The organism is Ruegeria sp. A5 (genome assembly GCF_056543005.1).
On record NZ_JBQGAV010000013.1, the window covers coordinates 1 to 26,122 of the forward strand.

Annotated in this window: 26 protein-coding genes and 1 tRNA gene; 11 read left to right on the forward strand and 16 right to left on the reverse strand. The window is 53.7% G+C overall.

Going from position 1 to position 26,122, the window contains the following annotated elements; translation table 11 throughout:
- Window positions 1-88: 88 nt before the first annotated feature.
- Window positions 89-1,120 (reverse strand): LacI family DNA-binding transcriptional regulator, encoded by a 1,032-nt coding sequence (locus ACR0AY_RS20025; protein WP_170515836.1) that lies wholly within the window; start codon window positions 1,118-1,120, stop codon window positions 89-91.
- A 113-nt stretch (window positions 1,121-1,233) separates the two neighbouring features.
- Here ACR0AY_RS20025 and ACR0AY_RS20030 point away from each other — a divergent pair, with 113 nt between their 5' ends.
- From ACR0AY_RS20030 to ACR0AY_RS20050, 5 genes are read left to right on the forward strand one after another with little or no spacing between them, the layout of a single operon-like run.
- On the forward strand, window positions 1,234-2,745 hold the full coding sequence (locus tag ACR0AY_RS20030) for a tripartite tricarboxylate transporter permease (protein ID WP_170515840.1): 1,512 nt from the start codon (window positions 1,234-1,236) through the stop codon (window positions 2,743-2,745).
- The gene (locus tag ACR0AY_RS20035) at window positions 2,742-3,197 is read left to right on the forward strand and encodes a tripartite tricarboxylate transporter TctB family protein (RefSeq protein ID WP_170515844.1); all 456 of its coding nucleotides are present in this window, start codon (window positions 2,742-2,744) and stop codon (window positions 3,195-3,197) included. Before ACR0AY_RS20030 ends, ACR0AY_RS20035 begins: the two co-directional genes overlap by 4 nt.
- Window positions 3,198-3,241: 44 nt before the next feature.
- Entirely contained in the window at window positions 3,242-4,201 is a 960-nt protein-coding gene (locus ACR0AY_RS20040; RefSeq protein ID WP_170515846.1) for a tripartite tricarboxylate transporter substrate binding protein, read from the forward strand.
- A gap of 59 nt (window positions 4,202-4,260) precedes the next feature.
- A complete protein-coding gene (sauS, locus tag ACR0AY_RS20045) occupies window positions 4,261-5,682 on the forward strand; it encodes an acylating sulfoacetaldehyde dehydrogenase (RefSeq protein ID WP_170515849.1) in 1,422 nt (473 codons plus the stop codon).
- Window positions 5,679-7,190, forward strand: a complete 1,512-nt coding sequence (locus ACR0AY_RS20050) for an AMP-binding protein (protein ID WP_170515851.1) — start codon at window positions 5,679-5,681, stop codon at window positions 7,188-7,190. Before sauS ends, ACR0AY_RS20050 begins: the two co-directional genes overlap by 4 nt.
- A gap of 198 nt (window positions 7,191-7,388) precedes the next feature.
- On the opposite strand, the gene ACR0AY_RS20055 is transcribed toward ACR0AY_RS20050, so the two are convergent.
- Together ACR0AY_RS20055 and ACR0AY_RS20060 are read right to left on the reverse strand one after the other, a co-directional pair.
- The gene (locus ACR0AY_RS20055; protein ID WP_480454526.1) at window positions 7,389-7,679 is read right to left on the reverse strand and encodes a TlpA family protein disulfide reductase; all 291 of its coding nucleotides are present in this window, start codon (window positions 7,677-7,679) and stop codon (window positions 7,389-7,391) included.
- A gap of 280 nt (window positions 7,680-7,959) precedes the next feature.
- On the reverse strand, window positions 7,960-8,709 hold the full coding sequence (locus ACR0AY_RS20060; RefSeq protein WP_170515855.1) for a hypothetical protein: 750 nt from the start codon (window positions 8,707-8,709) through the stop codon (window positions 7,960-7,962).
- An 86-nt stretch (window positions 8,710-8,795) separates the two neighbouring features.
- Here ACR0AY_RS20060 and ACR0AY_RS20065 point away from each other — a divergent pair, with 86 nt between their 5' ends.
- The 5 genes from ACR0AY_RS20065 (at window position 8,796) to ACR0AY_RS20085 (ending at window position 12,578) form a co-directional block, all read left to right on the forward strand.
- Window positions 8,796-9,341: a MarR family transcriptional regulator gene (locus ACR0AY_RS20065; RefSeq protein WP_170515858.1), complete on the forward strand. Its 546-nt coding sequence runs from the start codon at window positions 8,796-8,798 to the stop codon at window positions 9,339-9,341.
- Complete coding sequence (locus ACR0AY_RS20070; RefSeq protein WP_170515861.1) at window positions 9,338-10,036, forward strand: MOSC domain-containing protein; 699 nt, start codon at window positions 9,338-9,340, stop codon at window positions 10,034-10,036. Before ACR0AY_RS20065 ends, ACR0AY_RS20070 begins: the two co-directional genes overlap by 4 nt.
- A 1,190-nt stretch (window positions 10,037-11,226) precedes the next feature.
- The gene (locus tag ACR0AY_RS20075; protein WP_010443199.1) at window positions 11,227-11,433 is read left to right on the forward strand and encodes a cold-shock protein; all 207 of its coding nucleotides are present in this window, start codon (window positions 11,227-11,229) and stop codon (window positions 11,431-11,433) included.
- A gap of 270 nt (window positions 11,434-11,703) precedes the next feature.
- Entirely contained in the window at window positions 11,704-11,883 is a 180-nt protein-coding gene (locus ACR0AY_RS20080) for a fatty acid desaturase (RefSeq protein ID WP_480454533.1), read from the forward strand.
- Window positions 11,862-12,578, forward strand: coding sequence for a fatty acid desaturase (locus ACR0AY_RS20085; RefSeq protein WP_480454527.1), 717 nt, complete (start codon window positions 11,862-11,864; stop codon window positions 12,576-12,578). The genes ACR0AY_RS20080 and ACR0AY_RS20085 overlap by 22 nt, the downstream gene beginning before the upstream one ends.
- On the opposite strand, the gene ACR0AY_RS20090 is transcribed toward ACR0AY_RS20085, so the two are convergent.
- The 5 genes from ACR0AY_RS20090 to ACR0AY_RS20110 form a co-directional block, all read right to left on the reverse strand.
- On the reverse strand, window positions 12,510-12,758 hold the full coding sequence (locus ACR0AY_RS20090) for a ParB N-terminal domain-containing protein (protein WP_170357377.1): 249 nt from the start codon (window positions 12,756-12,758) through the stop codon (window positions 12,510-12,512). The two genes, ACR0AY_RS20085 and ACR0AY_RS20090, sit on opposite strands and share 69 nt — an antisense overlap.
- 73 nt (window positions 12,759-12,831) lie before the next feature.
- The gene (locus tag ACR0AY_RS20095) at window positions 12,832-13,521 is read right to left on the reverse strand and encodes a hypothetical protein (RefSeq protein WP_170515864.1); all 690 of its coding nucleotides are present in this window, start codon (window positions 13,519-13,521) and stop codon (window positions 12,832-12,834) included.
- Between the two features lie 1,614 nt (window positions 13,522-15,135).
- The gene (locus ACR0AY_RS20100) at window positions 15,136-15,408 is read right to left on the reverse strand and encodes a helix-turn-helix domain-containing protein (RefSeq protein WP_170515867.1); all 273 of its coding nucleotides are present in this window, start codon (window positions 15,406-15,408) and stop codon (window positions 15,136-15,138) included.
- Between the two features lie 70 nt (window positions 15,409-15,478).
- Complete coding sequence (locus ACR0AY_RS20105; protein WP_170515870.1) at window positions 15,479-15,877, reverse strand: helix-turn-helix domain-containing protein; 399 nt, start codon at window positions 15,875-15,877, stop codon at window positions 15,479-15,481.
- 38 nt (window positions 15,878-15,915) lie between these two features.
- Entirely contained in the window at window positions 15,916-16,446 is a 531-nt protein-coding gene (locus tag ACR0AY_RS20110; RefSeq protein ID WP_480454528.1) for a GNAT family N-acetyltransferase, read from the reverse strand.
- 209 nt (window positions 16,447-16,655) lie between these two features.
- Here ACR0AY_RS20110 and ACR0AY_RS20115 point away from each other — a divergent pair, with 209 nt between their 5' ends.
- Entirely contained in the window at window positions 16,656-17,132 is a 477-nt protein-coding gene (locus ACR0AY_RS20115; protein WP_170515876.1) for a MarR family transcriptional regulator, read from the forward strand.
- Between the two features lie 304 nt (window positions 17,133-17,436).
- On the opposite strand, the gene ACR0AY_RS20120 is transcribed toward ACR0AY_RS20115, so the two are convergent.
- The 8 genes from ACR0AY_RS20120 to ACR0AY_RS20155 all read right to left on the reverse strand — a co-directional run bounded on the left by ACR0AY_RS20120 (window position 17,437) and on the right by ACR0AY_RS20155 (window position 26,121).
- Window positions 17,437-18,057, reverse strand: a complete 621-nt coding sequence (locus tag ACR0AY_RS20120) for a cysteine hydrolase family protein (RefSeq protein ID WP_170515879.1) — start codon at window positions 18,055-18,057, stop codon at window positions 17,437-17,439.
- A 784-nt stretch (window positions 18,058-18,841) separates the two neighbouring features.
- Window positions 18,842-19,135: a hypothetical protein gene (locus ACR0AY_RS20125; protein WP_170515882.1), complete on the reverse strand. Its 294-nt coding sequence runs from the start codon at window positions 19,133-19,135 to the stop codon at window positions 18,842-18,844.
- Window positions 19,113-20,933, reverse strand: a complete 1,821-nt coding sequence (locus ACR0AY_RS20130) for a TniQ family protein (RefSeq protein WP_170515885.1) — start codon at window positions 20,931-20,933, stop codon at window positions 19,113-19,115. The genes ACR0AY_RS20125 and ACR0AY_RS20130 overlap by 23 nt, the downstream gene beginning before the upstream one ends.
- 37 nt (window positions 20,934-20,970) lie before the next feature.
- Window positions 20,971-21,384: a hypothetical protein gene (locus ACR0AY_RS20135; RefSeq protein ID WP_170515888.1), complete on the reverse strand. Its 414-nt coding sequence runs from the start codon at window positions 21,382-21,384 to the stop codon at window positions 20,971-20,973.
- A 556-nt stretch (window positions 21,385-21,940) separates the two neighbouring features.
- The gene (locus ACR0AY_RS20140) at window positions 21,941-22,909 is read right to left on the reverse strand and encodes a DUF2971 domain-containing protein (protein WP_170515892.1); all 969 of its coding nucleotides are present in this window, start codon (window positions 22,907-22,909) and stop codon (window positions 21,941-21,943) included.
- Between the two features lie 251 nt (window positions 22,910-23,160).
- Window positions 23,161-23,237, reverse strand: a tRNA-Arg gene (locus tag ACR0AY_RS20145).
- A gap of 64 nt (window positions 23,238-23,301) precedes the next feature.
- Complete coding sequence (locus ACR0AY_RS20150; RefSeq protein ID WP_480454529.1) at window positions 23,302-24,684, reverse strand: sensor histidine kinase; 1,383 nt, start codon at window positions 24,682-24,684, stop codon at window positions 23,302-23,304.
- Window positions 24,685-24,702: 18 nt separating this feature from the next.
- Complete coding sequence (locus ACR0AY_RS20155; RefSeq protein ID WP_170515895.1) at window positions 24,703-26,121, reverse strand: FAD-dependent oxidoreductase; 1,419 nt, start codon at window positions 26,119-26,121, stop codon at window positions 24,703-24,705.
- Window position 26,122: the final 1 nt, after the last annotated feature.

Here is a 26,122-nt window from a genome sequence, read left to right on the forward strand (position 1 = left end):
CGTTCAGCCAGAAAAGGTCGCTCATATCACCGCTCCGTTTTCCAGCTCGTGAATCACGCAGCGCTGCCGAAATCAATGCATCCTGACCCTAAGAAATCGATGCCTGGCGTGTTGTTCCTCTCACGATGCAATCCAGCGCACAACAGATTCTGAAAGGTGCTGGTTCGTCTGAGGTGATGTATTCGGTGAACTTTTCGCCCGCGAGACTTCCGATGGTTTCGGCCGGGATACGAATTGTAGTGAGACCCGGCTCGACATCTGCAGACCCTTTGAAATCTCCGATTCCGATAATTGACAGGTTGTCAGGAACTTTCAAACCAAGGTTCTGGGCCGCAAACAATGCGCCTTGCGCGATAACGTCATTTCCGCAAAGCAGTGCTGAAGGGCGAGTTTGTTTCGTCAACAGAGTTATGGCTGCCTGCTTAGCCTGAGAGACACTGTAGGGGGCTTCCGATTCATGCTCGTCTGGCACGGAAACGCCCTTCATAGCCAGCGCTTCATGTACCGCAGAAAGCCGATGCTGCGCGCGGTCATTACCGTCAGTCTTGGGAAAGATCAGCCCAATGTTTTGATGCCCCAAGGCCAGAAGATGCTCTGCCGCAAGGCGCCCGGCCAACCGGTTGTCAGCACCAACACAAGGAAGAATGGAATCCTTTGCGTAGTTCCAAATCGCAAGTGCCGGTGTTTTTTGTTGTTCGATCAATCGTGCGGTGGCGTCGGAATGTTCCAATCCGACCAGCGCCACGCCATCCACCCGATGTTCCAGAAGCTTGCGAACCATCGCGTATTCCCGATCAAGGTCGTACCCATGCGATGCCAGCAACAGGCTGAAACCTGCTTTGTCGATCGAATCCGAGAAGGCCTGAATGACTTCGGCGAAAATGGCGTGGTTTATTGTAGGCACCACAAGACCGATTGTTCCCGACCGTTTGCCATGCATCGTCTGTGCGGCCCGGTTACGGATATACCCCAACCTCTGAATCGCCTTGTTTATCTTTTTCCGAGTCGCAGGGTTCACCAGATCTGGGTGATTGAAGGTGCGGGAAACTGTGGATGGTGAAACTTTTGCGGCCTTTGCGACTGCCACAATATCCACCTTACCTTTTTGAAAATTAGCCATAATATTCTCCCATCCGGTCGAATTTATGAAAACATTTGCAATACTATTTTCATCGCCTACCCTGATTTGTCAACAAAAGTAAAAGTGTGAACCAACGGGTTGGGAGGCCCTGGATGGAATTCATTTATTACTTCGGAGATGTGTTCACGCCGCTGTCGTTTATGCTGCTGTTAGGCGGCACGATTGGCGGGCTGATCCTGGGCGCGACACCGGGATTGTCGCCCACAATGGCAGTCGCACTCCTGATACCGTTTACGTTCCAATTGGAGGCAGCTCAGGGGCTGATCTTGTTGGGCGCAGCCTACACCTCGACCGTGGCCGGTGGTGCGGTTAGTGCGATTCTGCTTAAGATTCCCGGTGCGCCAGCGAATATCGCAACAACGTTGGACGGGCACACCATGGCCAAGCAGGGCCAAGGCGCGCGGGCTTTGCAATTGTCCTTCTTGGCCTCGGCTGTGGGCGGCATCTTTGGTGTGCTGTTGTTGATCTTTCTGACTCCGGTTCTGGCCAAATGGGCGCTGGCATTTGGCCCTTCGCATTTATTCTGGCTCGCCATCCTGGGGGTGACGGTGATCGGAACGCTGGATTCCGCATCGGTCGTCAAAGGCCTGCTGTCGGGGTGTATCGGGTTGTGGCTGGCCACCATCGGGTTTGACGACATCATGGGCGCACAGCGCTTCATCTTTCATCCCGCATTGGGTGGCGGCATCAACATCATCGCCGCGCTGATCGGTCTGTTCGCGATCCCGCAAGTGCTGACCATGTTTGCCAAGGGTCGCCAAACGGATGGTGCAGAAGTGATCGAAGTTCAGCGCCATTCGATCCTTGCCGCCTTTCGGGAACTGTTCAGCCGAACACGGGCATTGAGCATTGGAACTTTGACCGGTTCGATCATTGGCCTGATCCCGGGTGTGGGCGGGCAGATCGCCGGGTTGGTCGCCTATGACCAAACCAAGAAATTCTCATCGGAAAAAGAAAAGTTCGGTACGGGCCATTCCGAAGGCGTGATTGCTGCGGAATCCGCCAATAACGCTATGGTTGGCCCATCCTTGGTGCCGCTGCTGACACTTTCGATCCCGGGCAGCCCAACTGCCGCCGTTCTATTGGGTGGCTTGCTGATCCATGGAATCTTCCCGGGCTCGGACCTGTTCGACAACCATCCCGATGTCGCCTGGACTTTCATCAACTCCATGCTGATCGGACAAGTGCTGATGTGCATCTTTGGTCTTTATGTTGCGGGCCTCGCTGCCCGTGTCGCACAGGTGCCGCAATCGGTTATGGCCGCCATCGTTCTGGCCCTGTCGGTCTTCGGTGCCTATTCGGTGCAAGGTTCGATGGGTGATGTCTATGTTATGGCGTGTCTCGGCATTGGCATGTTTTTTCTGGAGCGTTTTGGCTTTTCTGCTGCACCGCTGGTTCTGGGCCTGATCCTTGGGCCGATTGCCGAGGCCAACTTCATCCAGGGTGGGATGATCGCCGATGCCACCGTCGGTAAGGCATCGTACTTCATGACCGGTGGATTGAACCTGTTACTGATCGCTGTGGTTCTGGCCTCGATCGCGTATTCGGTTTGGATGGAATTGCGCCACCATCGCTACACCACCAAAGAGGAGGCGCAGGCATGAACCGCTCGCAGCACATATTCGGATCGGGTCTTGTATTTGCAGTTGGTCTTTGGGTGACCTGGGTCAGCTATACCCAGCAACCGGCCGAGGCGTTCCTGTTCCCGCGTCTTATCGCATCCGTGTTTGTGGTTCTGGCCGGCTGGACATTTGGCAAAGCGGTGATGGGATTGTCGAAGGTCGGGAATGGCGTGACCCGTGCGATGTTCATTAACATGCTGCCCGGTCTGATCATCACTTTGATCTACGTTTTTTGGGCGGCCAAGTCGCTGGGTTTCTACACCGCAACAACCATCGCTTTTTTCATCTTGCTGTCGATATACGATCCCGCTCCGCACAGCGCGGCCAAAAGCTGGATCAAACGCGGGATCATCACGACGGTCTTTGTGGTGGTGATGTACGGGCTCTTTGCCATGTTGCTGAACGTCTACACACCAAGGGAAATTCTGTTCTGACCGCGCGAGCGACGTGGCGGAACCTAATCTGGGAGGAAACGCAAATGAAACGAATGATTGCTGGGGCGGCATTAGCCCTCATGAGCCTGACTGGCGCAGCTGTGGCTGAGGAGTATCCAGAACGGCCGCTTATGATGATGGTCAGCTATGGCGCGGGTGGCGCGACCGACTTTCAGGCGCGGATCGTCACCATGACTGCCGGAAACGAGGATGCGTTGGGGATGCCCATCGCCATCATCAACAAGCCCGGCGCGGGTGGGCGCGTTGGCTGGAACTGGTTCGCCACACAGGTTGATCCGGATGGCTATACACTGGCAGCCTATAACGTTCCACATTTCATCGCCCAGTCGATCAAGGGTGGTGTGGAATATTCAACCGACAGCTTTGAACCCATCGCGAACTGGGGCGCAGATCCGGCTGTGTTTGTGGTTGGTGCGGACAGTGAATTCAACTCGATGGAAGATGTCGTCGCCTTTGCCAAGGAAAACCCCGGAAAGCTGACCGTATCCGGCGCGGGACTATTTGTGGGCCACCATATCGCGGCCCTGCAGATCGACAAGGCTGCGGGAACCAAGATGGCTTACATCCCGACCAAAGGCGGCGGAGCAGCTGCCATGAAAGCCGTGATCGCCGGTGAAGTCATGGGTGGTATCAACAACCTGTCCGATGCGTTCCGCGCGCAAGAGGCGGGCAACGTCAAAATCCTTGGTGTTGCAGACCTGGAACGCAACGCGTTCCTGCCGGACGTGCCAACGATGATGGAACAGGGGCTGGACGTGGATAACTCGTCTGTCAATTTCCGGGGTGTGATGGTGCCCAAGGGAACACCGCCTGAGGTGATCGAGAAACTGGCCGCCAACGTGCCCGAGATGTTCGCAAATTCACGTGTTGCCAAGAAGATGGAAGCAGGTGGATCGCCCATGCACATCATGACACGCGACGAAGTGATCGAGATGTGGGCGCAGCGCCAGCAGACTCTGAACGAATTGCTTGCCGGTCTCTGATCCGGTCACTCTATTCGGGGCGGCATGAGGCCGCCCCAAACAAATAATCGAGGACCAAGATGAACGCTCTGGATGGGGTTTCCCCTGAAATCGCTGAATTAGATCGTATCGTAGCACGTTCGCGTAAGGCTCAGGAGACTTTCGAAGCTGGTGGCAGTCAGGCGCTTTATGACAAAGCGGCACTTGCAGCGGGATGGGCCATCATGGAACCGGCCCGCAATCGGGCACTGGCGGAAACGGCGGTTGAGACCACCGGACTGGGCAATGTGCCAGACAAGATTACCAAGAACCACCGCAAGACCCTGGGCTTGTTGCGCGATATCGCCGATGCAAAGACCCATGGCATAGTCAGCGATGACCCATCAACCGGCCTTACGGAAATCGCGCGCCCTATCGGTGTGATCGGCGCGGTTGTGCCGTCGACAAACCCGGCCGCAACGCCCGCGAACAACATCATCAATGCGCTAAAAGGAGGCAACGCGATCGTGGTGGCACCCTCACCCAAGGGTGTGGCATCCTGCGAGATGCTGATCGGGTACATTCACACAGAGTTCGACAAACTGGGATTGGATCGCGATCTGGTTCAGATGATCCCGGCCCCCGGCTCAAAGGCCAAGACACAACGGTTGATGGAAACGGTTGATCGGGTGATCTGTACCGGCAGTCAAAACAATGTCCACCGCGCGCAATCCTGTGGCACCCCTGCAGTCGCGGTTGGCGCTGGTAACGTCACGGTGATTGTGGATGAGACTGCTGATCTGCAGGCAGCAGCGGCCAAGATTGCTGCCTCGAAATGCTTCGACAACGCAACTTCGTGCTCTTCTGAGAATGCGTTGGTTGTGGTTGACGCGGTCTATGACGCCTTTGCCGCGGCGATGGCTGCCGAGGGCGGCGTGTTGGTGCCGTCTTCCGGTGCAAGCGATATCGTGGCGCGGCTCTGGCCTGATGGCCATCTCAACCGATCGGTCATTGCGCAGGATGCTGACAAAATGCTCGAAGCGTTGGGGATGGCAGGTAAAATGCCGGAGGGGACCAGATTTCTGGCCGTGGAAACCGACGGTATTGGCCCGGATCACCCCCTGTCCGGAGAAAAGCTCAGCCGGGTTTTAGCGCTCTATCGCGCGGCAGATTTCGAAGATGCCAAGGCCACCGCCGCTCGCATTCTGGCGCATCAGGGGGCAGGTCATTCAGTTGGCATACATACCGGTGACGACACGCGCGCGATAGGGTTGGGCCGCGACCTACCTACCTGTCGGGTGATCGTAAATCAGGCGCATACCTTTGCCACCGGTGGCAGCTTCACTAACGGCATGCCGTTTTCCCTCTCGATGGGCTGTGGCAGCTGGGGAGGGAATTCCATCGACACCAACCTGCATTGGCGGCATTTCATCCAAACCACTAAAATCGTGCGCGATACATCGCCGCGCGAACCTGAGCTGGACGAGATATTCAGTGTCTATTGGTCGGAGGCTGGACGATGATGGAACCGCCCAAGGGAACCGTCCGCGACTGGTTGAACCAGAGAGCAAGCCAAGGGGGAACCGGATTCGTTTTCCCGGACGGGGCGCCGGACCTGCGCTGGGGTGACTTGCACGAAACTGCCCGCCGCATCGCAGTCATGCTAACGGGTATGGGAGTGGAAAAGGGAGAAAGCGTCGCCATCCTCTACCCCAATTGCCGAGAAGCGATTGAGGTCCTTTTCGGCGTTCTCTACGGAGGATTTCGGGCGACAATGATTAACCTTGTCGCTGGCGACAGCGCCGTAGCTTACGCGCTGGAACACAGTGGTGCACGCTATAGCTTTGTACATCCCGGACAAACGGGATTATTCGAGCGAACAGCCGACCTTGGCAGGATAACACCGCTGCAAGCGGCAGATGCAACCAATACCGACGGTAATTTGCTTAGCATCTCTTCCGATAGTCATGCGCTGTTGATGTATACTTCCGGCACGACTGGACGACCCAAGGGCGTAGTTCACACGCATTCCAGCCTGTTGGCCGGAGGCTGGACGACTACAATTGCGCACGAGCTGTCCGAGGTTGACCGCGGGTTTTGCGTTTTGCCGATCTACCATATCAACGGACTATGCGTGACAGTCATGGGAACACTTGTGTCAGGCGGGTCATTGGCCATGTGTGACCGATTTTCAGCTAGCCGCTTCTGGAACAATCTGAGTAAAGTCGAGGCGACCTGGTTTTCAGTCGTGCCCACCATAATTTCCCACCTGCTGCACTCTGACACCAAGCCAGACGCCCAAACCCGCCAGCGCGTGCGGTTTGGGCGTTCTGCATCTTCTGCGCTGGCACCAGACGTGCAGCGCGCGTTTGAAGACCGGTTTCAAATCCCGATCGTTGAGACTATGGGACTTACGGAAACCGCTGCACAGATATTGTCCAACCCATTGCCACCGGGCATTCGCAAAATTGGCTCACCAGGTATTGCTTTCGGCAATGAGGCGGCAATTTTCGATGCACATTGCCAACCAGTGTCGCGTGAAACGGAAGGCGAGTTGGTTATACGCGGACCTAACACCATGCTGGAATACCTTAAGAACCCTGAAGCAACGGCGGATACATTTACCGCCGATGGCTGGTTGCGCACCGGTGATCTCGCCCGCATGGATGAGGACGGTTACGTATATGTCACTGGTCGACTGAAGGAGTTGATTATCAAAGGTGGTGAAAACATTGCCCCGCGCGAGATCGACGAGGCGCTTTATTCTCACCCCGACGTTGTAGAAGCAGCGGCTTTTGCCCGCCCCTGCCACAGCTACGGCGAAACCGTCGAGGCGGCAGTTAAAATTCGCGAAGGTTCGAAATTGACGCCCATGGATCTGTCCAAGATTTGCGAAGCCCAATTAGGTCGTTTCAAATCGCCCGATGAAGTTCATATCTTGCTTGATCTTCCTAAGGGGCCGTCAGGGAAAATCCAAAGAAACAGGATACTCGAGATCGTTAACGAGAAGGCTGGTAACTCAACTATCTGAACATCCACGACACTGTTTGCCAGAAAGTCCGATGTCCGCGTTAGCAAAGCTGCACTGCTGCACCGACGATGTGGTCAAATGGCAGCTTGGGGCTGTCCTGACCAACGCCAATGTCAGCAATCAACGCTTCGCAGCTACTGGTGCAAGGTGCAGCATTTGCCACTCTGGGCTCGAAACAGAAGTTCTCCGCGTACAGGATCAATGACTGCTATCCGGCGATTGACTGAAGGTGACGGTGCCGCCTTTGGTCGACACGATCTCCTGTGTCAGAAGACTGCCAATCTCGGACCCCAATTGAAGTTCCGAAACCTGACCAAGGTGATGCGCAACGATCTGCCCCGCCTGATCCAAAAGGGCAAGGCTTGGTGTGCCGCGCATGCCAAAGCGAGACATCGTGATTGGCAACGGTCCTGCGCCCTGTTTGTCCACGCCGACAGGGAACGTGATGCGATATTCATGCAGGAAAGCTTGCAAAGACACCGGTGTCATAGCGTTGTGATGCTCGAACACGGTGTGCAGGCCAATTACGGCTACCTACTCTTCAGGAAACGTCCTCTGAATCGACTGCGCTAAGGGAATACCGTGCAGGACACATCCTGGGCAAAGCATTTGAAAGGCCTCAATGACGACAACCCGTCCTTTTAGGTTATCTAGGGTTAGGGGAGTGTCTGTGTTGAACCATTCCGTGACGTCTAACTCTGGTGCTTGCATTTTCTTTGTCCTCAGTAGCAGGCAGCCGCCGTGGGTTCGGCGGCTGCGCAATCGAATGTTAGTGAATCTTGCCCGGCAGGCTCAGTTCGCCAGATGCGACGTCAAAAACATCTGTGACGCACAGCAAGGGAGCATGGATGTTTGCGTTCACACGCAAGGCCGAAGTGACGCCATCGTAAGCGACACCTTCCAGTTCGACGTCGCTGGCGAAGCCTGCGTTCACCGAGATTTCGGGCCCGGCGAACAGCGGTGTAAACCCTGGGCTGTCCAGAAAGATCGGGAATCCAGGCCATGTCGCAGGTAGCTTGGGTGTGGAACCTTCGGGGATGTCACGTACGGCAAGCGCGTCGGGTCCGCACGCTTCGGTCGGGGTCAACACAACCCAATGGCTGTGCCATTCGATGCCGTCGTTGGCCGGATCTCCGTCACCGTTCTCGTCAAAAAGCGGTGTGTCATCAAAATCTGGATGACTGGTTGCAGCCATTGCAAGGATGCCTGTGCCGCCTTCGAACCCAACGGACGAAGGGTCCAGAGACGTAGGCCAGACATATGACCAGACGTCTGAACCACCGACCTCTCCGGTTGCCTCCGGAACTGAGGCACCAGCCGATCCATTCGTGGTCATGTGAAAAGTGACCGTGTTTCCATTGCGGTGAGCGTGCGCGGCCAGAATGTCAAAATCCGCGACTTTACTGGCGTCAGCAGAAGATATGATCGCGCCATCCTGATGAATGGCATGGTTCCCATCAGCAAGAGCTGTGCTGCCGATGAGCAGAGCCAAAGTAGAAGTGAGCGTTGAAAGTTTCATGGGTGTCTCCTGTAAAAAGATGGCGAGTCGCTACTATAATGAGAAATGCATTGCAACTATAATTTCGAGTCGCTACTAAATGTGATATGAACTCAAATTATCGCATTCGCACACTGATCAACCGTCTGGCCCGGATTGATGCTTCCGAAGGATGGGCGGGAGATTTGAATCCGACTCAGAGAATGGCGCTCGAGTACCTAGCAGAAGCGAACATGTTCTCGCGCTCGCCGTCGCATGTCGCAGAGTACATCGGTACAACCCGTGGAACGATGTCACAGACGCTCAAGGCTTTGGCGCGCAAGGGCTATGTGGAAGAGCACCGAAAAGAACAGGATCAGCGGTCGATTTCTTACGAACTGACCAAGGAAGGGGACGAGATTGTACGTCAGTCAAACCCTGTTGCTCAGGCAATTGGAGATATGCCTGCAGAAAACCTAGCCTTGCTAGAGCAGGGGCTGATGCAAAGCCTCAGTCTGGCTTTGGCCGTAAATGGAGGTCGATCATTCGGCCAATGCAAATCCTGCGCCCATCATGATGGCACGACGGAAAACGGGTTCTGCAATTTGCTGGGCGTTTCGCTGGACCTCGGCGAAAAAGACAAAATCTGTATTGAGCACGAGGAAGCCAGATGAAACTTCTTGATGTGTCAGCACGCATCGACGGCATATTTTTTGGAGCGGCCAGAGAACGCTGGGAAGGTAAACCGCCTTCGGCCATTCAGAAAGATCGGGTGAACGGTCGGCAGGTTGTTACCTCGCTCGGTTTTGCAAGCGATGCGCAGGCGGATTTGACGGTACACGGTGGTAAAGACAAAGCCATCCATCATTATGCTTTTGATCACTATTCGGCTTGGCAAGTGGAGGGCCTAATGGCACCCGGCACAAAGCTAGCGGCGTTTGGCGAGAACATTTCAACAACGGGGCTGACCGAGGAAAACCTCTGCATCGGCGACATCCTGTCACTCGGGACGGCGGTAGTTCAAATTAGCCAGGGGCGGCAGCCGTGCTGGAAACTTGGGCTACATACGGGGCGCAGGGAAATGCCTTACCAGTTTCAGAAGACGGGCCGAACCGGATGGTACTATCGTGTACTCGAACCAGGCGAAGTTGGCGCCGGTGATCGGATCATCTTGGCTGAAAGGCCAAATCCTGATTGGTCTGTGCTGGCTGTGACACGCGCGCGGCTGACCCGTCGTATTTTGCCGGAAGACGCCGCGGTTTTGTCTCAGATGGAAGAACTTGCTGAAGGTTGGCGACAAGCTTTTAGCCGCATGGCTGAAGGAATTGCTACGGAGGATACATCGGCAAGGCTTGGAGGCTCAGGGTAAGACACCCAACTCGCGTTCAGTCGTGATGGAATTTCCTGAAACTCAGTAACCTTCTCAATTCCATGATGGTCAAATCCGCGTTTGTCAGTCGCTGGGTGGAACAGGCAAGAAATGAGACATCAACTTCAGCATCGATGAAATGCCATTAATCGCCTTGGGCCAGAAATGCTTGACGTTTGGGTCAGAATTGAATAATGCGATTTACGTTTTTCTTGAGGCTTTGGTGACCGATTGAGTCAAAGATCAGTGACGTTCCACAAACCCTGTTGAACGTCACACGAACCTGACCCAACCGTCACAGTTGGACCAGAAATGCAGTGAACGTTCGACATCAGAAGGCGCCCCCAACGTTGAACATCATTTGAATTTGACCTTTGCGTCATCAACTAACGCGCCGCCCCCATTTTTTTTGCTCCCGCAGGCAGTTTGGTTTGTTCTGACTTCCCTTTCGGAAAATCAGAGCTGATTTGTAGGTCAAACAGCGAAGCTGCCTGTTCCTGCTAATCTGCCACGTGGCGAACGCGGGAGGGGGCGAGGCAACGCTATTCGACAGGGGTGGTGCGGCCCGCAGGCAAAGCCGAGGACACGGCCCTGTCTAAAAGGGTTGCCCGAGGGGGAGGGCCGCGCCCTCACCCTGACGGCTAGTGGCGTTTGGCTTGCCCAAATCCGCTGGCCCACCAAAGGAAGGTGATGGGAAAGAGGGCTTGCCGCTATTGCGATTGAACCCTTCTGTCAAACTTCAAAAAGTAATAGGGCCACCTTGTGGACATTCGCTGCCCGTGCAGTACTAAGCCTAGCCAAGGGCAGCTTTGTGCAGAAAGCAGACTTTGCAAAGTCTCGCCACGGCATCAAGACGGACGCTTATCGCTGTCTCGCATGTTGCGGGATAGATTCCCAAAAGCGGTCATTGATCTTTTGTACCTCCCACCCAAGCCGCCTTCGCGTTTGGATCGCAGAGCAACAGCGTCATCTCAACTTGTCGGGCTCTAAGCCAGACAGGCTCGATTTCTCTGTTGCCCTCCACCGCATCAAGGCTTGTATCGTGTGTACTCGAAGTCCATATACACAAGGCTTACGTTTTTCTTTTTCGACCTGCTGTCTCCCCAATTCGGCGTTCAGTCTTTCGATTCAGACCGACCACGCCGAGTCGCCGCAATGATGCGGGCGGCAAGTATTAGGAGACCTCCACCATGGCAAATGGCACAGTAAAATGGTTCAACTCGACCAAAGGATTTGGCTTTATCGAGCCTGAAGATGGCAAGCGCGACGTATTCGTGCATATCTCAGCACTTGAACGTTCCGGCATCAGTGAATTGAAGGATGGCCAGAAGGTTACCTTCGACATTGAAGCGGGCCGTGACGGACGCGACAACGCTGCCAATCTGGCACTCGCCTGACCTTTTTCGGGCACCCTTTCTGGGTGCCCGTTTGCACACTGGGCTACTATAAGCTGTTGGAGAGCAAGTAAGTTGCAAACAAAAGTCTGGACGCGGGCGCTCGCGCAATACCGTGTGCCCGATGCGAAGCGCAGTATTTAAGAAATTGCGATCACTGTTGTCCCCTTATTCGCACTATGGGCCCTAGCGTGGACGGCTTCATCTTTTAGCGTCTGGATCGCAATATTACTGACCATCCTGAATGCCGCATTTCTGTTCCGTATCTTCATCATTATGCATGATTGCGGTCATGGATCATTCTTTAGAAACTGCACTGTTTGCAATTGGACAGGCCGGGTTCTAGGTGTTCTTGCCCTGACACCCTATGACGTTTGGCGGCAAAGCCATGCGATTCACCATGCCACAACCGGTAACCTTGATCGCGCGGTATGGGTGACATCCCTACATTGACCACTGAAGAATACTTGAAGCGGAAGTGGTTCGGGCGTGCCGCTTATCGTCTGACCCGGAATTCCATCTTCCTGTTCGGTGTTGCGCAGATCGATACATTCTACCTTCAAAATCGTTTACCTCTTGGTTTCATGCGGTCAGGCTGGCTGTACTGGGCCAGTGCAATGGGAATAAACGTCGCGATTGCAGGGTTATTGGCACTGGTTTTTTGGGCCGGAGGCTTTGAGGTATTGGCGTATGTTTTCCTGCCAACCATGATTGTCGCATCGTCACTTGGTATTTGGCATTTTTACATTCAACACCAGTTTGAACACACGACCTGGGATCGGGAAGAGAGCTGGAAACTTCAGAACGCCGCATTCTATGGAAGTTCTCACTATGCCCTGCCTGACATCCTGCGTTGGTTCTCTGCTATTATAGGCGTGCACCATGTTCACCACCTCGCCAGCCGAATACCTTTTTATCGGCTAAACGAGGTTTTGCGGGACCATTCTGAGTTAGAAAACTGCCAGCGTATTACTCTGTATGAGAGCTTTCATTGTGCTCGATTGCATCTTTGGGATGAAAAAAGTCAACGTCTTCTGACATTTTCCGAGGCTTTGTCTAACGTCAATTCCAATAGGCATTTAGTGCAACCTAGCGCGTACCAGATAGGCTTCGACCGTATCACCGCCCAAGGCGCGAATGGCCTCTAGTCGGTGAAGGCCTTCAATCAGCACGAACCGCTTGTTGTCCGCGCGTATCTGGATCGGGGTCTTCTGGCCGTTCTTCAGGATATCTTCGGCCAGCGTCAGGACTTTTTGTTGATCAAGCGTTTTCGCCCGTTTCACAGGGACATAGATCAGGTCGAGCGGATATGGTCTTTTCTCCAACATAAACTACGTGAGCAACCTTTCGTGCATTTGTTCCGGTTCAGAGTTCGTTGCAAAAGCGGGGGCTGGATGTACGTCATAGAACCGAACGAACAGCGTCGCGCAGTTCCTGATGCATAATCCAAGTCCCAGGCTCATCGTCACTTTCGATGTGAGAAAATGCCAGGACCTGAGCGGCGCCATCATTCTGCGCCGATCCGGCTTCGGGAAGTTCGAGTTCCAGATATTCTGCTATCAATAGTCCGATTTTCTTGAAAACCTTGATGGATGCCTCGCGCGACTTGTAACCGGCCGCCTGAGACAAGTGACCAATGGTCAGGCCATCCTTGCCTGCGATTGTAAGTGCTTTGAGCATTGTGACCTGCGCAGGGGTGAGCCTGATCTGGCGCAATGCCTCGGTATATTCTCTTTCACTGGGAACGAAGGTGCCAGAGTTTCCCTCCAAACGGCGTTGACCGCTACGTTTCCTGTCTCGTTCACCGAGAATTTCTTTTAATGCTTCGATGGCCAATGCTGGTGTTTCACCAACTGCATCGGCAATCATTGTCTGCGTTTTAGCCGGTGGCTTGGGGAAGGCGCGCGCAACGCTGTTACCGCTCAGAATGCCAGCCTTAATCAAGTACTTTCCAAATTCTTCCTCAATCACTCCAGATACGTCAGCGTTCCGCGCCTTTCGAACACTGCGGTCCTGAAATGCTCTTTGTTCCAGACCACGAGATGACATCTCTGAACCGGGAAGGGTTACTTGAGGGGCATTTTTACGCATCAGAGAAGCACCACTGCAATTATCGCCGCAAAAAACACCGCTGAAGCAATAGATATTTTAATCCCGCAGGACCGGCGACGAGCCTTTTCGGCTTTGAGGCTTTTACCCAGATTTTCGTCAATCGAGTTATGGTTCACGGCTTCGTCCTTCCGGATTTGTCAGGCGATGTGGATTTCCGCCAACCTATTTTCGCGGCATACTTTCGGTGCACTGATCGTTCTGTTTTGTGAACGGCCGATTACATTCCCAACCGTCACCCCTTCGATTCAAATGTGCGTTTGAAGGGACTAGGACCGCTGAGCATTGGCTTCTTTCTGCTCGATAACCACGTTCGCATTTCCATCCGGAATAAGTTTCAGGTGCAAGATATGCATGCTGTGGAACAGCCACAGGCTCACAGCCGTTCTCAGCGGCCCTGTAGCCTCCGAGGCATACCCAACCATCCGAGCTTCTTTTGTCGCTCAGACGACCGTTTTTTGGGACTTCTATTGCAACACAATCCTGGTTTTCCCTACGAAACCCCCAGTTGCAGTGTATTTCCTGCGCACCAAACCGGGTTTCGACGTATCCATTTTGAGGTGCAATCAGTTCTTCGCATTCTTCGCCGACACGCTGGAACAGCCGATTGCACGCCCATTGATCTCCGGTTGATGCAAGATAGGCGTTTTCTGGAACCCGTATTTGCTCACAGAGTTCTCCGACATTCTGAAAACCATGATTGCATTCCCAGCCGCTGCCATAGGAGCTACCCGTCAGATATGCGTTTTCTGGCAGGTCTGTTCTTTGGCAGGATCCGTTCTTGTATTCGAAGCCTTCGTCACAATCCGTTCCGTAGGCATTGCCTGCGACCTGGGCAGGAAGCTGCGTTCCTAAGAGCAAAACCAAGAGTGTCGGGAACAAACAAAGATTGCAGCGCGCAAACACGATGAATGACTGATAGAAACGGAGCCTGAGACCTGATCTATCGGGCATCAAGCAAGCAATTTATGAGCCATGAGCTGTTCATACGGCGCCTTCTTTCATGGGTCACGCGATGACTGGGGCTTGTCAGGTGACAGTTGCGACTGCTTGCGAGGAACGAGCTCATAGCGAAGACCCCAGCGAAACCCGTTCCTATGCTGGGGCACATGCTACAATTAGTCTGAAGGCCATTGGGTCATCGAAGCCGGCAGCATCGCGGCGACGAATAAATTTTCCAATACACTCTTGTGGTTCCTAGTCTGTGAAGAGTCAAGGACGTACCCTCGTCACGAAGCGTGTGCTACGGAGATGGTCAAATTTTGAGACCGGTGAATGACCAGGTGGCATGGAGAAAAACTGAGAGGAAAAATTCAGCGTGATGCCAAATTTGAAACGGAGCTATTAACGAACTGGTTGAAACTGAGTTCTGCGATGCTCAGTGCAGCTTCACGAACGCGTTGCTTTGAAAGTCTGCTTCAAGGGCCAATTTCGGGTACTAAGACACAATGGCGAGACAGGAATTCTGGGCACATTGATACCGCAGTGTGATCGGCCCATTGCCAAAGTGAATTTGAGTTCTGTTCCTGGCCTGACAACGAGACCAATCGTGTCCACGGCTGGCAAGCAAAACAAAGCGATCTGCACGGGTATCGTTCAAATCTGTTCCCGAAGACGCGTAACTGTTTCTTTTGGATGAGCATACAGTAGCGCAAGGAGTTTATACGCTGGTCCTCCGGGGCGGCGGGCGCCGCTCTCCCACAGCTTGTAACCAGATTCGCTCATCCCGATAAGTTCGGCCATTTCCGCCACGGTCAAACCTGTCTTTTCGCGGACCTCAAGCGGTGAAGCCACGGGCTCGGAATTGGTGTCCGAACGGGTGCCTAGCGTCGGATCAACGGGCACAAGGCTGGGGTCCGCTCCTGTCATCATCTGCTCCTTTTTTTGTCACTTGAGGCATGGCCATATGTCATGCCTGATGTTCGCGATTGCGTCGATGTCAAAGTCTGGCGCGCAGTCGTTTTTCAACAGTGCTCAGCTTGCGGGTGGTCTGAGCCATATCCGTTCGGAGGCTCCGGATTTCATCAAGGATGCCCTGAATATCCTCCGATCCGGAAGTTGTATCGGTTGGTTCAAGCACACCTTCTCCTTCACCACTCAGAAGCCAAACCAGAGAGACCCCAAGAATGCCGGACATCATCTGCGCCTTGTTTGCACGTGGCTCGGTACGATCTTCTTCCCATCCCTGCACGGTCTTCAGTTTGACGCCCAGGCGACTGGCAAGCTTCTTTTGCGAGTATCCAACGGCTTCGCGCGCGGCGACGATTCGGTCGCCCAGAGTTGCTGCTTCATCACCGTAATATGAAGTGTCCTTTGAAATAGTCGTGGCTACGTTCATTCTGCTCTCTCACTTTGATTGAAAATGTCGTGGCGCGGTCAGGCCGCGAGTTCGCTACGATCCGCAAGACGGATCGTCACAAGATTGCTGCTTTCATGACGGCGATATGGGGTCAGCGCCTGCGTGATGAAGGGCTGGATATCCATCCGGGACCGCTGCCACCGCGCAAAACGACGGAACAACGCCCAGGTGCACTCGTCGTTGGACGTAATCACAGTCTGGACACGGGTGACATCGGCGCTGACGTCCCGACGCATCACCTGCCCCAGCATCAGCGACGCAAGGCCCTTGTCAGCCTCACCCTCTGAAACGCCGACCAGCCAGATAAACAAGGTCTCCGGGTCATATGGCAGAACATAAGCCAGCATCGCGCCGACCAGGTCTCCATCCAGTTCCGCAATGATCGAGAATTCTTTGTAGTCATCAAACGCCGCCAGTTCGCCAAGCAAATCACCAATAGCTTCCTGATCCGCGGTTCTGGCCAGCGAAGACACCGCTGCACCATCTTCCGACAAAGGGGGACGCAATACCGGAATAGGTTGTTCGAACAACTCCAAAGAATGCTGCATGTACCACTCTGTCAATAAACTTAGATTAGCTAAGTAACACAGGAAAGCTAAAACTTCAAAGGGCGAAGCTAAAACTTACTAGACAGTCATGGATCTATCTTTTTTAACGAGATTTTAATTTGTAAAACTAATTATTTCACATTCCGCTAACACTTGAGCAATCAATACAAATTTGCCAATCTCACTCCAATCGAACGCGGAGTAGATACATGGATCGTATCGACAGTAGTCTTGTCGCCCTGCGCCGAATCCTGCGCGCCACCGAGATGTCCGGCCGGGAACTGGCGCAATCCGCCGGGCTAACCGCGGTCCAGCTTCGTGTGCTGCAAGTGATTGGCGAGACCGGGCAAACCACGGCCAAAGCAATTTCAATGCGCATGCATGTCAGCCAGGCCACTGTCACAGCGCTAGTGGACAAGCTAGTTTCGGGCGGCATGGTTGTGCGCGAGAAATCCCTGACTGACCGACGGCAGACCAATATACTGATCACGGATCGCGGGCGGCAAACGCTGGCGGACGCCCCAGATCCGCTGCAACAGCTCTATGTGCGGCGGTTCAAGCAAATGGAGGACTGGGAGCAAGCGATGCTTGTTGCCGCGCTCGAAAGGGTTGCAACGATGCTAGACGCCGAAGACCTTCAGGCCGGTGCGATCCTGACAACTGGCGATTTGAACAAGGCGGAATAATGGGCCGGAATGACCGACCCTCTTTACGTACCTTTTTGTCGAGGCTTTTATCAAGAAAGGATTTGGCAGCTTAAACGGAACCGTCGTCAACTTGGTCGATCTTTCATTGCCACGCATTCATTGCAGGCTAGCAGCCAATATCTCCTTTTGGAACGACACTTCCGCTCTGGACTGCGACCGGCCCATCATGCTTACCGCAGGGAACGGAAGCACTGAGCCCAATCCTGCCAGCATTCGACACATTTCGAATTGCTGGTTTGGGCTTTAGGCAATGCGAAACAGAACTGATGGAGTCGTTTGCGAATCAGAGCAAAGAGATCGCGTTGATCACAGTTTCACGGTTCTGAACAGCGCCGGTTTGCAAATACTCCATTGCTCTGAGCGCAGCTTCATGGGCTTTGAGGGATGACCCGCCGACGCAATCCTCCACAACGCGGCAGAAGTAGTCTGATTGGTGGCCATCAACGAACGTGTAGTGCACACAGACATCGGTCAGCCCTCCGCATAGTATCAGAGTATCTACCTTCAGGCCGCGCAGCAGAATTTGGAAATCGGTTCCAAAAAACGCAGAATAACGCCGCTTTGGAACCAAATAGTCGCCAGTGCGATATCCCATCTCTTCTTTGGCAACTTCTGTACGCAGATCACCCTCGAGACAGTGTATGCCCTCATCGCCATCCAGCTCCCGGCCGAAGTCGATCTGGTCGGCACGATGAACTTCCTGAATGAAAATGACGGGCACATTGTTTTGATGTGCGGCATCAACCAAATCGCGCGCAGCGAGCATTCGTTCCTTATAACCCGGCATGTTGTCGATTGAGCGGACTGCGCTGTTGTCAATGAACGTACTCTTCTGAATGTCGATCACAATCAGGGCGGGTCGACCCTCGATCAGCTTCTTTGAATTTTTGTGCTTGGTTGTCATCTTCGACCTCAGTTTTATCAGGTCGTCCTGACTAAGCGCCGTTCCTGGCCGGGTCGTCCCGGCGGGCAGATCAATTTTGCCTAAATGTGCCAGGGCCCTTGGTCAAGGGTATGGGCATATTTGCATTGGGATGAATAGCAGACATTCACACCCAAACCGGCATTGTCGGCTTTGTCCGCAGAGCGGTCTTCTTCGATCGGATATCGAATGGCAGGTTTCGCGACCACCGCATGAATTGCAGCGACGTAACAATATAAGAACGTCTCTGAACGGGTGTTATGTGAACCGCCTTCTGGTTGAGAGTGCTACCCATCGCTGCTTGTCGTGATCCGCCTCATAAGTCCTCTCCCCATTGCTTTTGAAGACGCAATCCAATATCCAGGCCGGCTGCGCTTCCGGTCGACTAAGCCGAGTGCGGCTTGAAGCGAACAAACCAAATGGAGGGTGCCATGTAGCAACGAAACTACATGAAAGGCCGCTACAATGGCCCATTACAAACGCAAACGGGCGCGCACTGTATCTCGGATCGGCTACTCAGCACGGGGGCTCGAGCATCGACTGTCGGAAGGCCCGGATACCATACACTGGCTGGAGAACTGGCCGCGGTGGCACGATAAGCTGTTTCATACGAGACCAGCGCGGCGAAAAACCAAGTCCTTGGAAAGGCACGTTGTCAAAGGTGCTGATCCCGACAACATCAATTGGCCAGATGGACGCAAACCACACAAGTATTACTGGTAAACAGATCGGGCGGCACAAATGCGCCGCCCAGCTTCAATCCGCCTCAATCGGGAGCGGACAGCCGGTCATACTCCTCTGTCCTCATGATCACATAGGCACGTCCATTCTCAGCTCGGATGTAAACAGGACCGCGAGCAACCGCATCCAAGACCGCATCAACGTTTTGACGCAGAAACTCGGTTGAAACTTCCGGTTTACTTGCTCGGTTCCTAGCTTCGAAATGTACTTCGATGATATGCGCGGCTTGCTCCTCGATACTCAAGCCAGCCTGATGTGCTAGCTCGCTGAGTTCAGCAAATTCGACCTTCGATAGCTCAATCGTCAGAGTTTCGGACATTCTCACCAAACCATCCGTTTATTCCATCTTTCGAATAGACCCTGACATGCCCAGCAATACAGTTGATAGGCTGCAAGTCCTCACGTTCAAACTTACGCGCAAGATGGATAGGTTTCACTTTTTGATCCTGCGCCAACTGACCGAGCGTTACGTACTGGCGTTCAAATTCCAGGATGCTCTGTTTGCTGACGTATTGCTTCAGGTGATTGGTGTCAGGATTTCTGCGTGAAATTACCTTCAGGTATCCTGCATCCCTCAAACGCCTGATAGATATCACACTGATCTGGAGATAGCTTGCTGTTTCCGTCAGTTCCAAATCGCGATCAAGCTGAATTGTTGTCTTTCCGCAGAGCGCATTCCAGTCCAACTCCAGCGCTTGCAACCCAGCACCGTCGCCTCGGCAAACCTTACCTTCCAATCCACCTCGGTCCCAAAGTTCTATCACGCGTGCCAGATGCACACCTTTGGCGCGGCAGAACTCCTTCAGAGGCAAGGTGGATTTTCCTGGCAAGCTATGGGGCAGAGTTTCAACTTTCTTCACGAGACCAACCACCTGCTCGCGTAGTAAGTACCGAAGAGACGAGGTGATCTTGATGGTATTAAGAACGCCGCGAATTTGCAGTCCTTTAACCTGCTGGGGCAGAATACCCAATCGCGATGCCGCATCTTTGAGGTTGAGCAAAGTATCTCGGTACGCCTTAGCTCTTTCGACCTCTATTACACTTAGCTCCGTTCGTTTAAGTGCCTCAGCCTTCGATATGCCGTCTAGGTGGCCAAGCAACAGCTTAAGGAAAACAACACCCAAGTTTGTACGCCTTCTCGCTTCTTCCATAGAGAGCCAAATCCGTTTTTTCGGTTGCTCTCCAAACACCCTCTTTCCCGTTGGGGTAGGATAGGTATCGAAAACATGCTCGCGTGCGACGTCAATCATCGCTTTCATTGCTGGTTCCTTCTGAGCTTCACGCAGCCAACTATAGTGGGGCCCGAAATCAGTCGTGTAGTATGGCTTTTCCGCCCCGCTCTGACGATGAAGTTCAATGAGCGCCTCTCTGTACGCATCGGGTCCATCTACCAACCTCTCAAATCCAATCTGGCTGAAACTGCGCAGCTCGGTAGATGGGAGGTTCTTGAGAAACTTTTCTTTGAACCCACTCATTGCAGCGCCAAGCGACAAGCTTCCGCGGTGGATTTGCGTAAGCTCAAGATCTTTCAGCCAATCATCCTCTGGCCCACGCCAGATCCTTCGCCGGACATAGGCTTCAAAGCTGATGTCAGGTAGGAGCACGCATGAATCGCTAGCCCTGGAAATTTTATCCCTGTGTTCCATCACGCGCGTAACGAAATCGTAAGTCGCATGAGAAAACTCCGCAGACGGGATCGTCATCAACTGGCAACCGTGATGCGCGCATCTTTCTATGCACAGAATTGACCATTCAAGCATTTGAAATAAGCCATGTGATCCGACGTCCGAAAGTGCACTCTCCACACATTGCGGGCAAAGCCGTACTGCTGTGCGCCTCAAAGTGCCCGTACTGGCAATCGCTCGACCCACTTCATAACGACCGATCCCGATTTTCCGGGTTCTCCACGTCTTTAACAGGGACGGCTGGACACCTAACAGCCACGCCAGTCGCTCGATTTGATGATCGCGGCCGCTGCACAGAAACGGCCAGCGCATCCCGAGATCGGAGCAGAAATCTCGCGGAGTGGTTTCATGGAGCTTCGCGTTTCTGCTGACGTAGCCTGAAAGCGTCTCCCCTTCGATGAAGGGGAGAACAGGTTTTAGAGGCGCTGTCATGCATCCTCTCCGTCGAATTCGAAGATTTGTCGCGGATCTATTCGCGCAAAGTCTTCCGCGATAAACGGATTAAGGGCATCGATAGCCGCGCTTCACTTGCGTACGAAAAGGCTTGCTGTATGCCTGGTGCTGCCGATTTCAACGCCGGGCCAGAAACTCGCAAGGTGCGATACTTCGCCATTTCCGCGACAGCAATTTCAAAGACACCCTGCCGTTTCGCTTCGACTACAAATGTCGGGTTTCCAAGCATGCTCATGAGGTAGTCCGAATACCCACTCTCATGCTTTCTCTCAGAACCGATATCGGTGGTATCCCATCCCAAGACATCAACAAGAATTTTTGTGATAATTTGTACTTTGGAATCTTCTTCGGACACGATCTGTTCGCGATGGTCATCAACGCTTTTCAAAAGCGCCTGAAGGCGATCGTGAGCTTGGTCTAACTCGGACAAGTGACACTCCAGCTTTTTTGTCTTTGACTGCTTTGCATTAGTTTCAGACCTTTACGGATGACATGCAATGGCTTGGTTTTCGTGAAGCGATCAGACTCTACATTTCTTTCTCGAACCAGCGGGATTTGGACAAGCCAAACGCCCCTGGCCGCCAGGGTGAGGGCGCTGCCCTCCCCCTCGGGCAACCCTATTAGACAGCGCCGTGTCCTCGGCTGCGCCTGCGGGCCGCACCACCCCTGTCGAATAGCATTGCCTCGCCCCCTCCCGCGTTCGCCACGTGGCAGATCAGCAGGAACAGGCGGCTTCGCCGTCTGATCTGCAAATCAGCCCTGATTTTCCAGAGGAGAAGTCAGATCATACGAAACAGTCTGCGGGAGTATGAAAAAAGGGGGTGTTGGGTCAGTTTATGACGCAAAGGTCAAATTCGTCTGACGTCCAACAATTACCAAGTGGCGGACCGAGGATCATTCGCCGATCTCTAAAAATATATTTATTTACAACATGTTAGAACGATTCACCGCAATAAATGTTGCGGGATTTGTTGCGGGAATTTCATTTACCTTCTGAGGGTAATATCTGATCTTCGTACCTTGCCCCACGCGTCATCCACACCGTTCTCCTCAAGCAACATTGCCAAAGACTCATAAATTGGCCAAGCCGTCTCAGTCGGGCCTACAATTATTTCCTCGAGGATCTCCTTGACCGCGTATCCAGTGTAGCCAGAAACGGCATCAGCCTTCAGTGGCAACTTGATAACTTTCTGAGGGACTCCACCTATTGTCTCGATTTCTTCTCTCAAAATTGGGGACTGTCCAATTAGCGATGGCGAGTAAATTACGCGCCATTCTCGTTCTTCTGAAAATCCAGGATGTTTGGTCGATAAGGACGCGAAGTGAAAAGCCCAATAAAGCCTTTCATAAACAGTATCAGCGCCTAGTCCCTTCAGGAAATCAAACTCTGCTTCCAATCCTTCGACCAACCTAACGAATTCATCCTTAAAACCATCGACTTCCTTATATAGAACCGGGCTCGAGAAAGCGTGAAGTTTGACCTCCTCAGACATAAACGGTGAGTTGTTGAAGATCAGGGCGACGTTGGTATCCCCTCCATACGCTCGCCACATGGATAGGCGACCATACTTTTCTTCGGCGCCTTGTTGATCTCCGTGCTCACTCACAGACATTAGAAAACTAGCCACAGTCCTTTCGCTCGCGTGAGAATCGAATGTATTTTTCAAGCGATCTGGCAAATCACCTTGAATCTCACTTAGTAGTTTTCGAAGCCTCCCGCCGACCTCATCGTCTTTCCAGCTCTCAGAGAGGCAAGCGTCGCCGTGTTGAACCTCGCTGAAGTCGTTCATGACCAGAGCATTGCGTAGCCAAACCTCTTCGTTTTTTATGATTTGGGTTGCTGCATATGCACTAGTGTAGTGAACAAACTTGGTATTCTCGGCTTTTACAGCCTCCATGCGGTCCATAGCATACGGCATAAACAGCCTTGCCAATTTCGCTTGAAACTCGTCCATAAACAGAATCCTCAAAAAACAAATCACGCCATACTAGAGCGAGCGCGTTTTGGGCCGCAAGCCGCACTGAAGACAAATGTTGCGGGAATTGTTGCGGGATTTATTGAGGGAATTGTTGCGGGATTTGTTGCGGGCAATGTTGCGGAAATAAGAATGTTGCGGGATTGCCTAGTTTTTAAGCGGAAAATCTAACGGTAACATATTGTTTTTGCTTGATTTTCCAAACGCTGCCACTTTTTAAGGCGAAAAAGTGGCGGACCGAGGAGGATTCGAACCCCCGACCCCTTGATTCGTAGTCAAGTACTCTATCCAGCTGAGCTATCGGTCCGCGTTGGTGAGGCGGTATTTAGACCTGAGGCCGAGGGCGCGCAAGTTGATTCTTCAAAAAAACTTCAAAAAGTCATATCGCCGCGTGGAAGCCTTATTTCAAAGGTGGTTCCATCAGGCCCTGTGTCTTTCAGAAACAGGTCTCCGCCGTGACCCCGCACCAATTCTTGCGAAATCGCAAGCCCAAGTCCCGAGCCGCCTTTGCGAACACCACCCTGAAATGGTGTAAACAGATTCTCTCGGGCCTTAGGAGGCAGGCCTGGACCCGTATCGCTGATTTCGATGCACCAATCGGCTTCAAGCTCAGATGCAGACACCGTTACGCGCCCCGCCTTACCCGAGACCAGAAGTGCTTGCCGGGCATTGCGCACAAGATTCATGACAACCCTGAAAATCTGTTCCGGGTCGGCACGGATAACAAGATCTTCGGGTACGTCGTTCACAATCTCAACGCAGGCATCGGCAATGGCGAGTTGCTCGCTGGCGACAACATCTGCGGTAACGTCCCGCAAGCGCACCATAGTCAGGGTTGGGGCTGGTTCTTCGGCGCGTCCGAACGCCAAGGTGCTTTCGCACAAGGAAACCGCCCGCGTGATCGAATTGACAAGTTTGGGTGCCATTCGCGCCACCAGGGGGTCATTGCTGGCCTCAATTCGATCGGTAAACAGCTGAGCAGACGTCAGAATGTTGCGCAGATCGTGGCTGACCTTGGCCACCGCCCCGCCCAACTGGGCCAGACGTTCACGTTGTTTCAGGGCCTGGGTCAGATCGGTTTGAAGCATCTGCAGGGCCTCTTCGGCCTCGCGCAGTTCGGTCACCTTTGAATTGGGGGAGATGATGCCGCGCGCATCCTCAGGTGCGCTGGCATAGCGCTGCATGTAGCCAACAACGCTTTTGATCGGACGCACCAGTACCACGCGCACAGCCAGAAACAGGAACGAGGCCGTTATGATTGAGATCACAAAGGACAGCCCAAGGATGCGGAGCCCATAATCCGTCATGGCCATGCGCAAGGGCTCACTGTCCATTGTCACCTCGATCAACAGTCCTGCGTCTTTGACCGGCGCGCCGATCACACGAATGACCTCGTTTTCGGGGATGAACAGCCGCGAGACCGCATCACGGATCAGCACCCAGGCGCTGGCATTACGCAAATCAAAGGTCTTGGTGATCTGGGTCGGGATCGGTGAAGACAGCATGAGCTGACGCACCTCGTCGCGGCGCAATACGACGTTATAGACCCCCGCATTTGACAGCAATTCCGCTTCAAGCTCATCAGCCAGCATATCGTCGGCCAACAAAGCAAGCGAGGCGATCTGGGCGCGTTCCAGCCGGTTCAGCAGAAAATCTTCACGGAAGCGCGCGATCGAGGGCACAAAGATCAGTACTTCGGCCAACATGACGAAGACCGTCGTCAGGATCAGAAATCGGCCCGACAGCGAGTTCACTTTGCGCTCCTCCTTGGGTCAGGGAATCCAGCGCTGGACGAACCTGACCACTCTTTTAACCATCTGATTCTCAAACAGCCTTGGAGAGAAATAGGCCCCTGCCACACGTTTGTTAAGCTCTCCGACCGTTGGGTAAGGCGAAACCATCGCTGCGATCTGACCCATCTTGAGATTATTGGCCAGCGCCAGCGACCACAAGTTGATCAATTCTCCGGCCTGATATCCGACGATTGTCGCGCCCACTGGTCGGCCCTTTACGACCATCACCTTGATGAACCCCTTGGTCTTGCGCTCGGAAACTGCGCGGTCATTGTGGTGATAGTCGAACCGGGCAACCTCCACCGCGTCGCCATGCTGTTCACGGACTTGTGCCTCGGTCAGGCCGACCTGCGCCAGTTCGGGATCTGTATAGGTGGCCCATGGGATATGAGCGGTCTTCGCTTTCGACGGAAGCCCAAATAAGGCAGAGCGGATGATGATCCCCGCATGATATCCGGCGACATGGGTGAATTGCAGCCCACCTGCAACATCACCAATGGCATAGACCTTGCGATTGCTCGTGCGCAAAGAGTCGTCCACCTTGATGCCTGCCCGCGTGCTGTCGATCCCGGCAGCGTCGAGGTTCAGACGGTCGATATTGGTCTTGCGTCCGACGGCCAGCAACAGATGAGAGCCCGCGTAGACCTCATCATTCTCAGTGACCACCTCAATGGTGCCTGCATTTTCTCGGATCTGGGACACCATGGCGTTTTCATGGATTTCGACACCTTCAGTCCGAAGACTATCCAGCACGACGGCTGCAGCTTCGGGGTCATCCTTGCCTAGCGCTTTCAGACCTTCGATCACGGTCACTTTGCAGCCCAGCCGGATATGCGCCTGCGCCATTTCCATGCCGATGGGACCTCCGCCGATGATCAAAAGGTGTTCGGGCTTGTCGCGCAGGTCGAATATGGTCTCGTTGGTGTAATATGGCACCTGATCCAACCCGGGCAGTGGCGGTACCAAAGGTAATGAACCGGTGGCCACCACGACGCGTCGGGCGGTGATCAGGTGATCTCCGGCCTGTACCTGCGTGGGTGAGATGAATCGGCCGTACTCCCGGATTACCTTGACGCCAAAGCCTTCAAAACGCTCCTGACTGTCCATGGGTTCGATCTGGGCGATAACACTCTGCACATGATCCTTGGCAGCTGCGTAATCCACTTGTGGCATCGCATCCGCGACGCCAAAAGCCGACGCGTGGGCCTGAGCATATGCAGCCTTGCCGCTGGCGATCAGAGCTTTGGATGGGACACAGCCGAAGTTCAGGCAATCCCCACCCATCTTGTGGCCTTCCAGCAGGATGACATCCGCACCCATCTGGCTGGCCCCTGCGGCTACAGACAACCCGCCTGACCCGGCCCCGATCACCAGGATATCGGTTTTCAACTCTTGCATG

Coding starts and splice junctions, on each gene's coding strand:
- ACR0AY_RS20025 (WP_170515836.1), bottom strand. CDS start 1,120: ATGGCTAATTTTCAAAAAGGTAAGGTGGATATTGTGGCAGTCGCAAAG.
- ACR0AY_RS20030 (WP_170515840.1), top strand. CDS start 1,234: ATGGAATTCATTTATTACTTCGGAGATGTGTTCACGCCGCTGTCGTTT.
- ACR0AY_RS20035 (WP_170515844.1), top strand. CDS start 2,742: ATGAACCGCTCGCAGCACATATTCGGATCGGGTCTTGTATTTGCAGTT.
- ACR0AY_RS20040 (WP_170515846.1), top strand. CDS start 3,242: ATGAAACGAATGATTGCTGGGGCGGCATTAGCCCTCATGAGCCTGACT.
- sauS (WP_170515849.1), top strand. CDS start 4,261: ATGAACGCTCTGGATGGGGTTTCCCCTGAAATCGCTGAATTAGATCGT.
- ACR0AY_RS20050 (WP_170515851.1), top strand. CDS start 5,679: ATGATGGAACCGCCCAAGGGAACCGTCCGCGACTGGTTGAACCAGAGA.
- ACR0AY_RS20055 (WP_480454526.1), bottom strand. CDS start 7,679: ATGACACCGGTGTCTTTGCAAGCTTTCCTGCATGAATATCGCATCACG.
- ACR0AY_RS20060 (WP_170515855.1), bottom strand. CDS start 8,709: ATGAAACTTTCAACGCTCACTTCTACTTTGGCTCTGCTCATCGGCAGC.
- ACR0AY_RS20065 (WP_170515858.1), top strand. CDS start 8,796: ATGAACTCAAATTATCGCATTCGCACACTGATCAACCGTCTGGCCCGG.
- ACR0AY_RS20070 (WP_170515861.1), top strand. CDS start 9,338: ATGAAACTTCTTGATGTGTCAGCACGCATCGACGGCATATTTTTTGGA.
- ACR0AY_RS20075 (WP_010443199.1), top strand. CDS start 11,227: ATGGCAAATGGCACAGTAAAATGGTTCAACTCGACCAAAGGATTTGGC.
- ACR0AY_RS20085 (WP_480454527.1), top strand. CDS start 11,862: ATGGGTGACATCCCTACATTGACCACTGAAGAATACTTGAAGCGGAAG.
- ACR0AY_RS20090 (WP_170357377.1), bottom strand. CDS start 12,758: ATGTTGGAGAAAAGACCATATCCGCTCGACCTGATCTATGTCCCTGTG.
- ACR0AY_RS20095 (WP_170515864.1), bottom strand. CDS start 13,521: ATGCGTAAAAATGCCCCTCAAGTAACCCTTCCCGGTTCAGAGATGTCA.
- ACR0AY_RS20100 (WP_170515867.1), bottom strand. CDS start 15,408: ATGACAGGAGCGGACCCCAGCCTTGTGCCCGTTGATCCGACGCTAGGC.
- ACR0AY_RS20105 (WP_170515870.1), bottom strand. CDS start 15,877: ATGAACGTAGCCACGACTATTTCAAAGGACACTTCATATTACGGTGAT.
- ACR0AY_RS20110 (WP_480454528.1), bottom strand. CDS start 16,446: ATGCAGCATTCTTTGGAGTTGTTCGAACAACCTATTCCGGTATTGCGT.
- ACR0AY_RS20115 (WP_170515876.1), top strand. CDS start 16,656: ATGGATCGTATCGACAGTAGTCTTGTCGCCCTGCGCCGAATCCTGCGC.
- ACR0AY_RS20120 (WP_170515879.1), bottom strand. CDS start 18,057: ATGACAACCAAGCACAAAAATTCAAAGAAGCTGATCGAGGGTCGACCC.
- ACR0AY_RS20125 (WP_170515882.1), bottom strand. CDS start 19,135: ATGTCCGAAACTCTGACGATTGAGCTATCGAAGGTCGAATTTGCTGAA.
- ACR0AY_RS20130 (WP_170515885.1), bottom strand. CDS start 20,933: ATGACAGCGCCTCTAAAACCTGTTCTCCCCTTCATCGAAGGGGAGACG.
- ACR0AY_RS20140 (WP_170515892.1), bottom strand. CDS start 22,909: ATGGACGAGTTTCAAGCGAAATTGGCAAGGCTGTTTATGCCGTATGCT.
- ACR0AY_RS20155 (WP_170515895.1), bottom strand. CDS start 26,121: ATGCAAGAGTTGAAAACCGATATCCTGGTGATCGGGGCCGGGTCAGGC.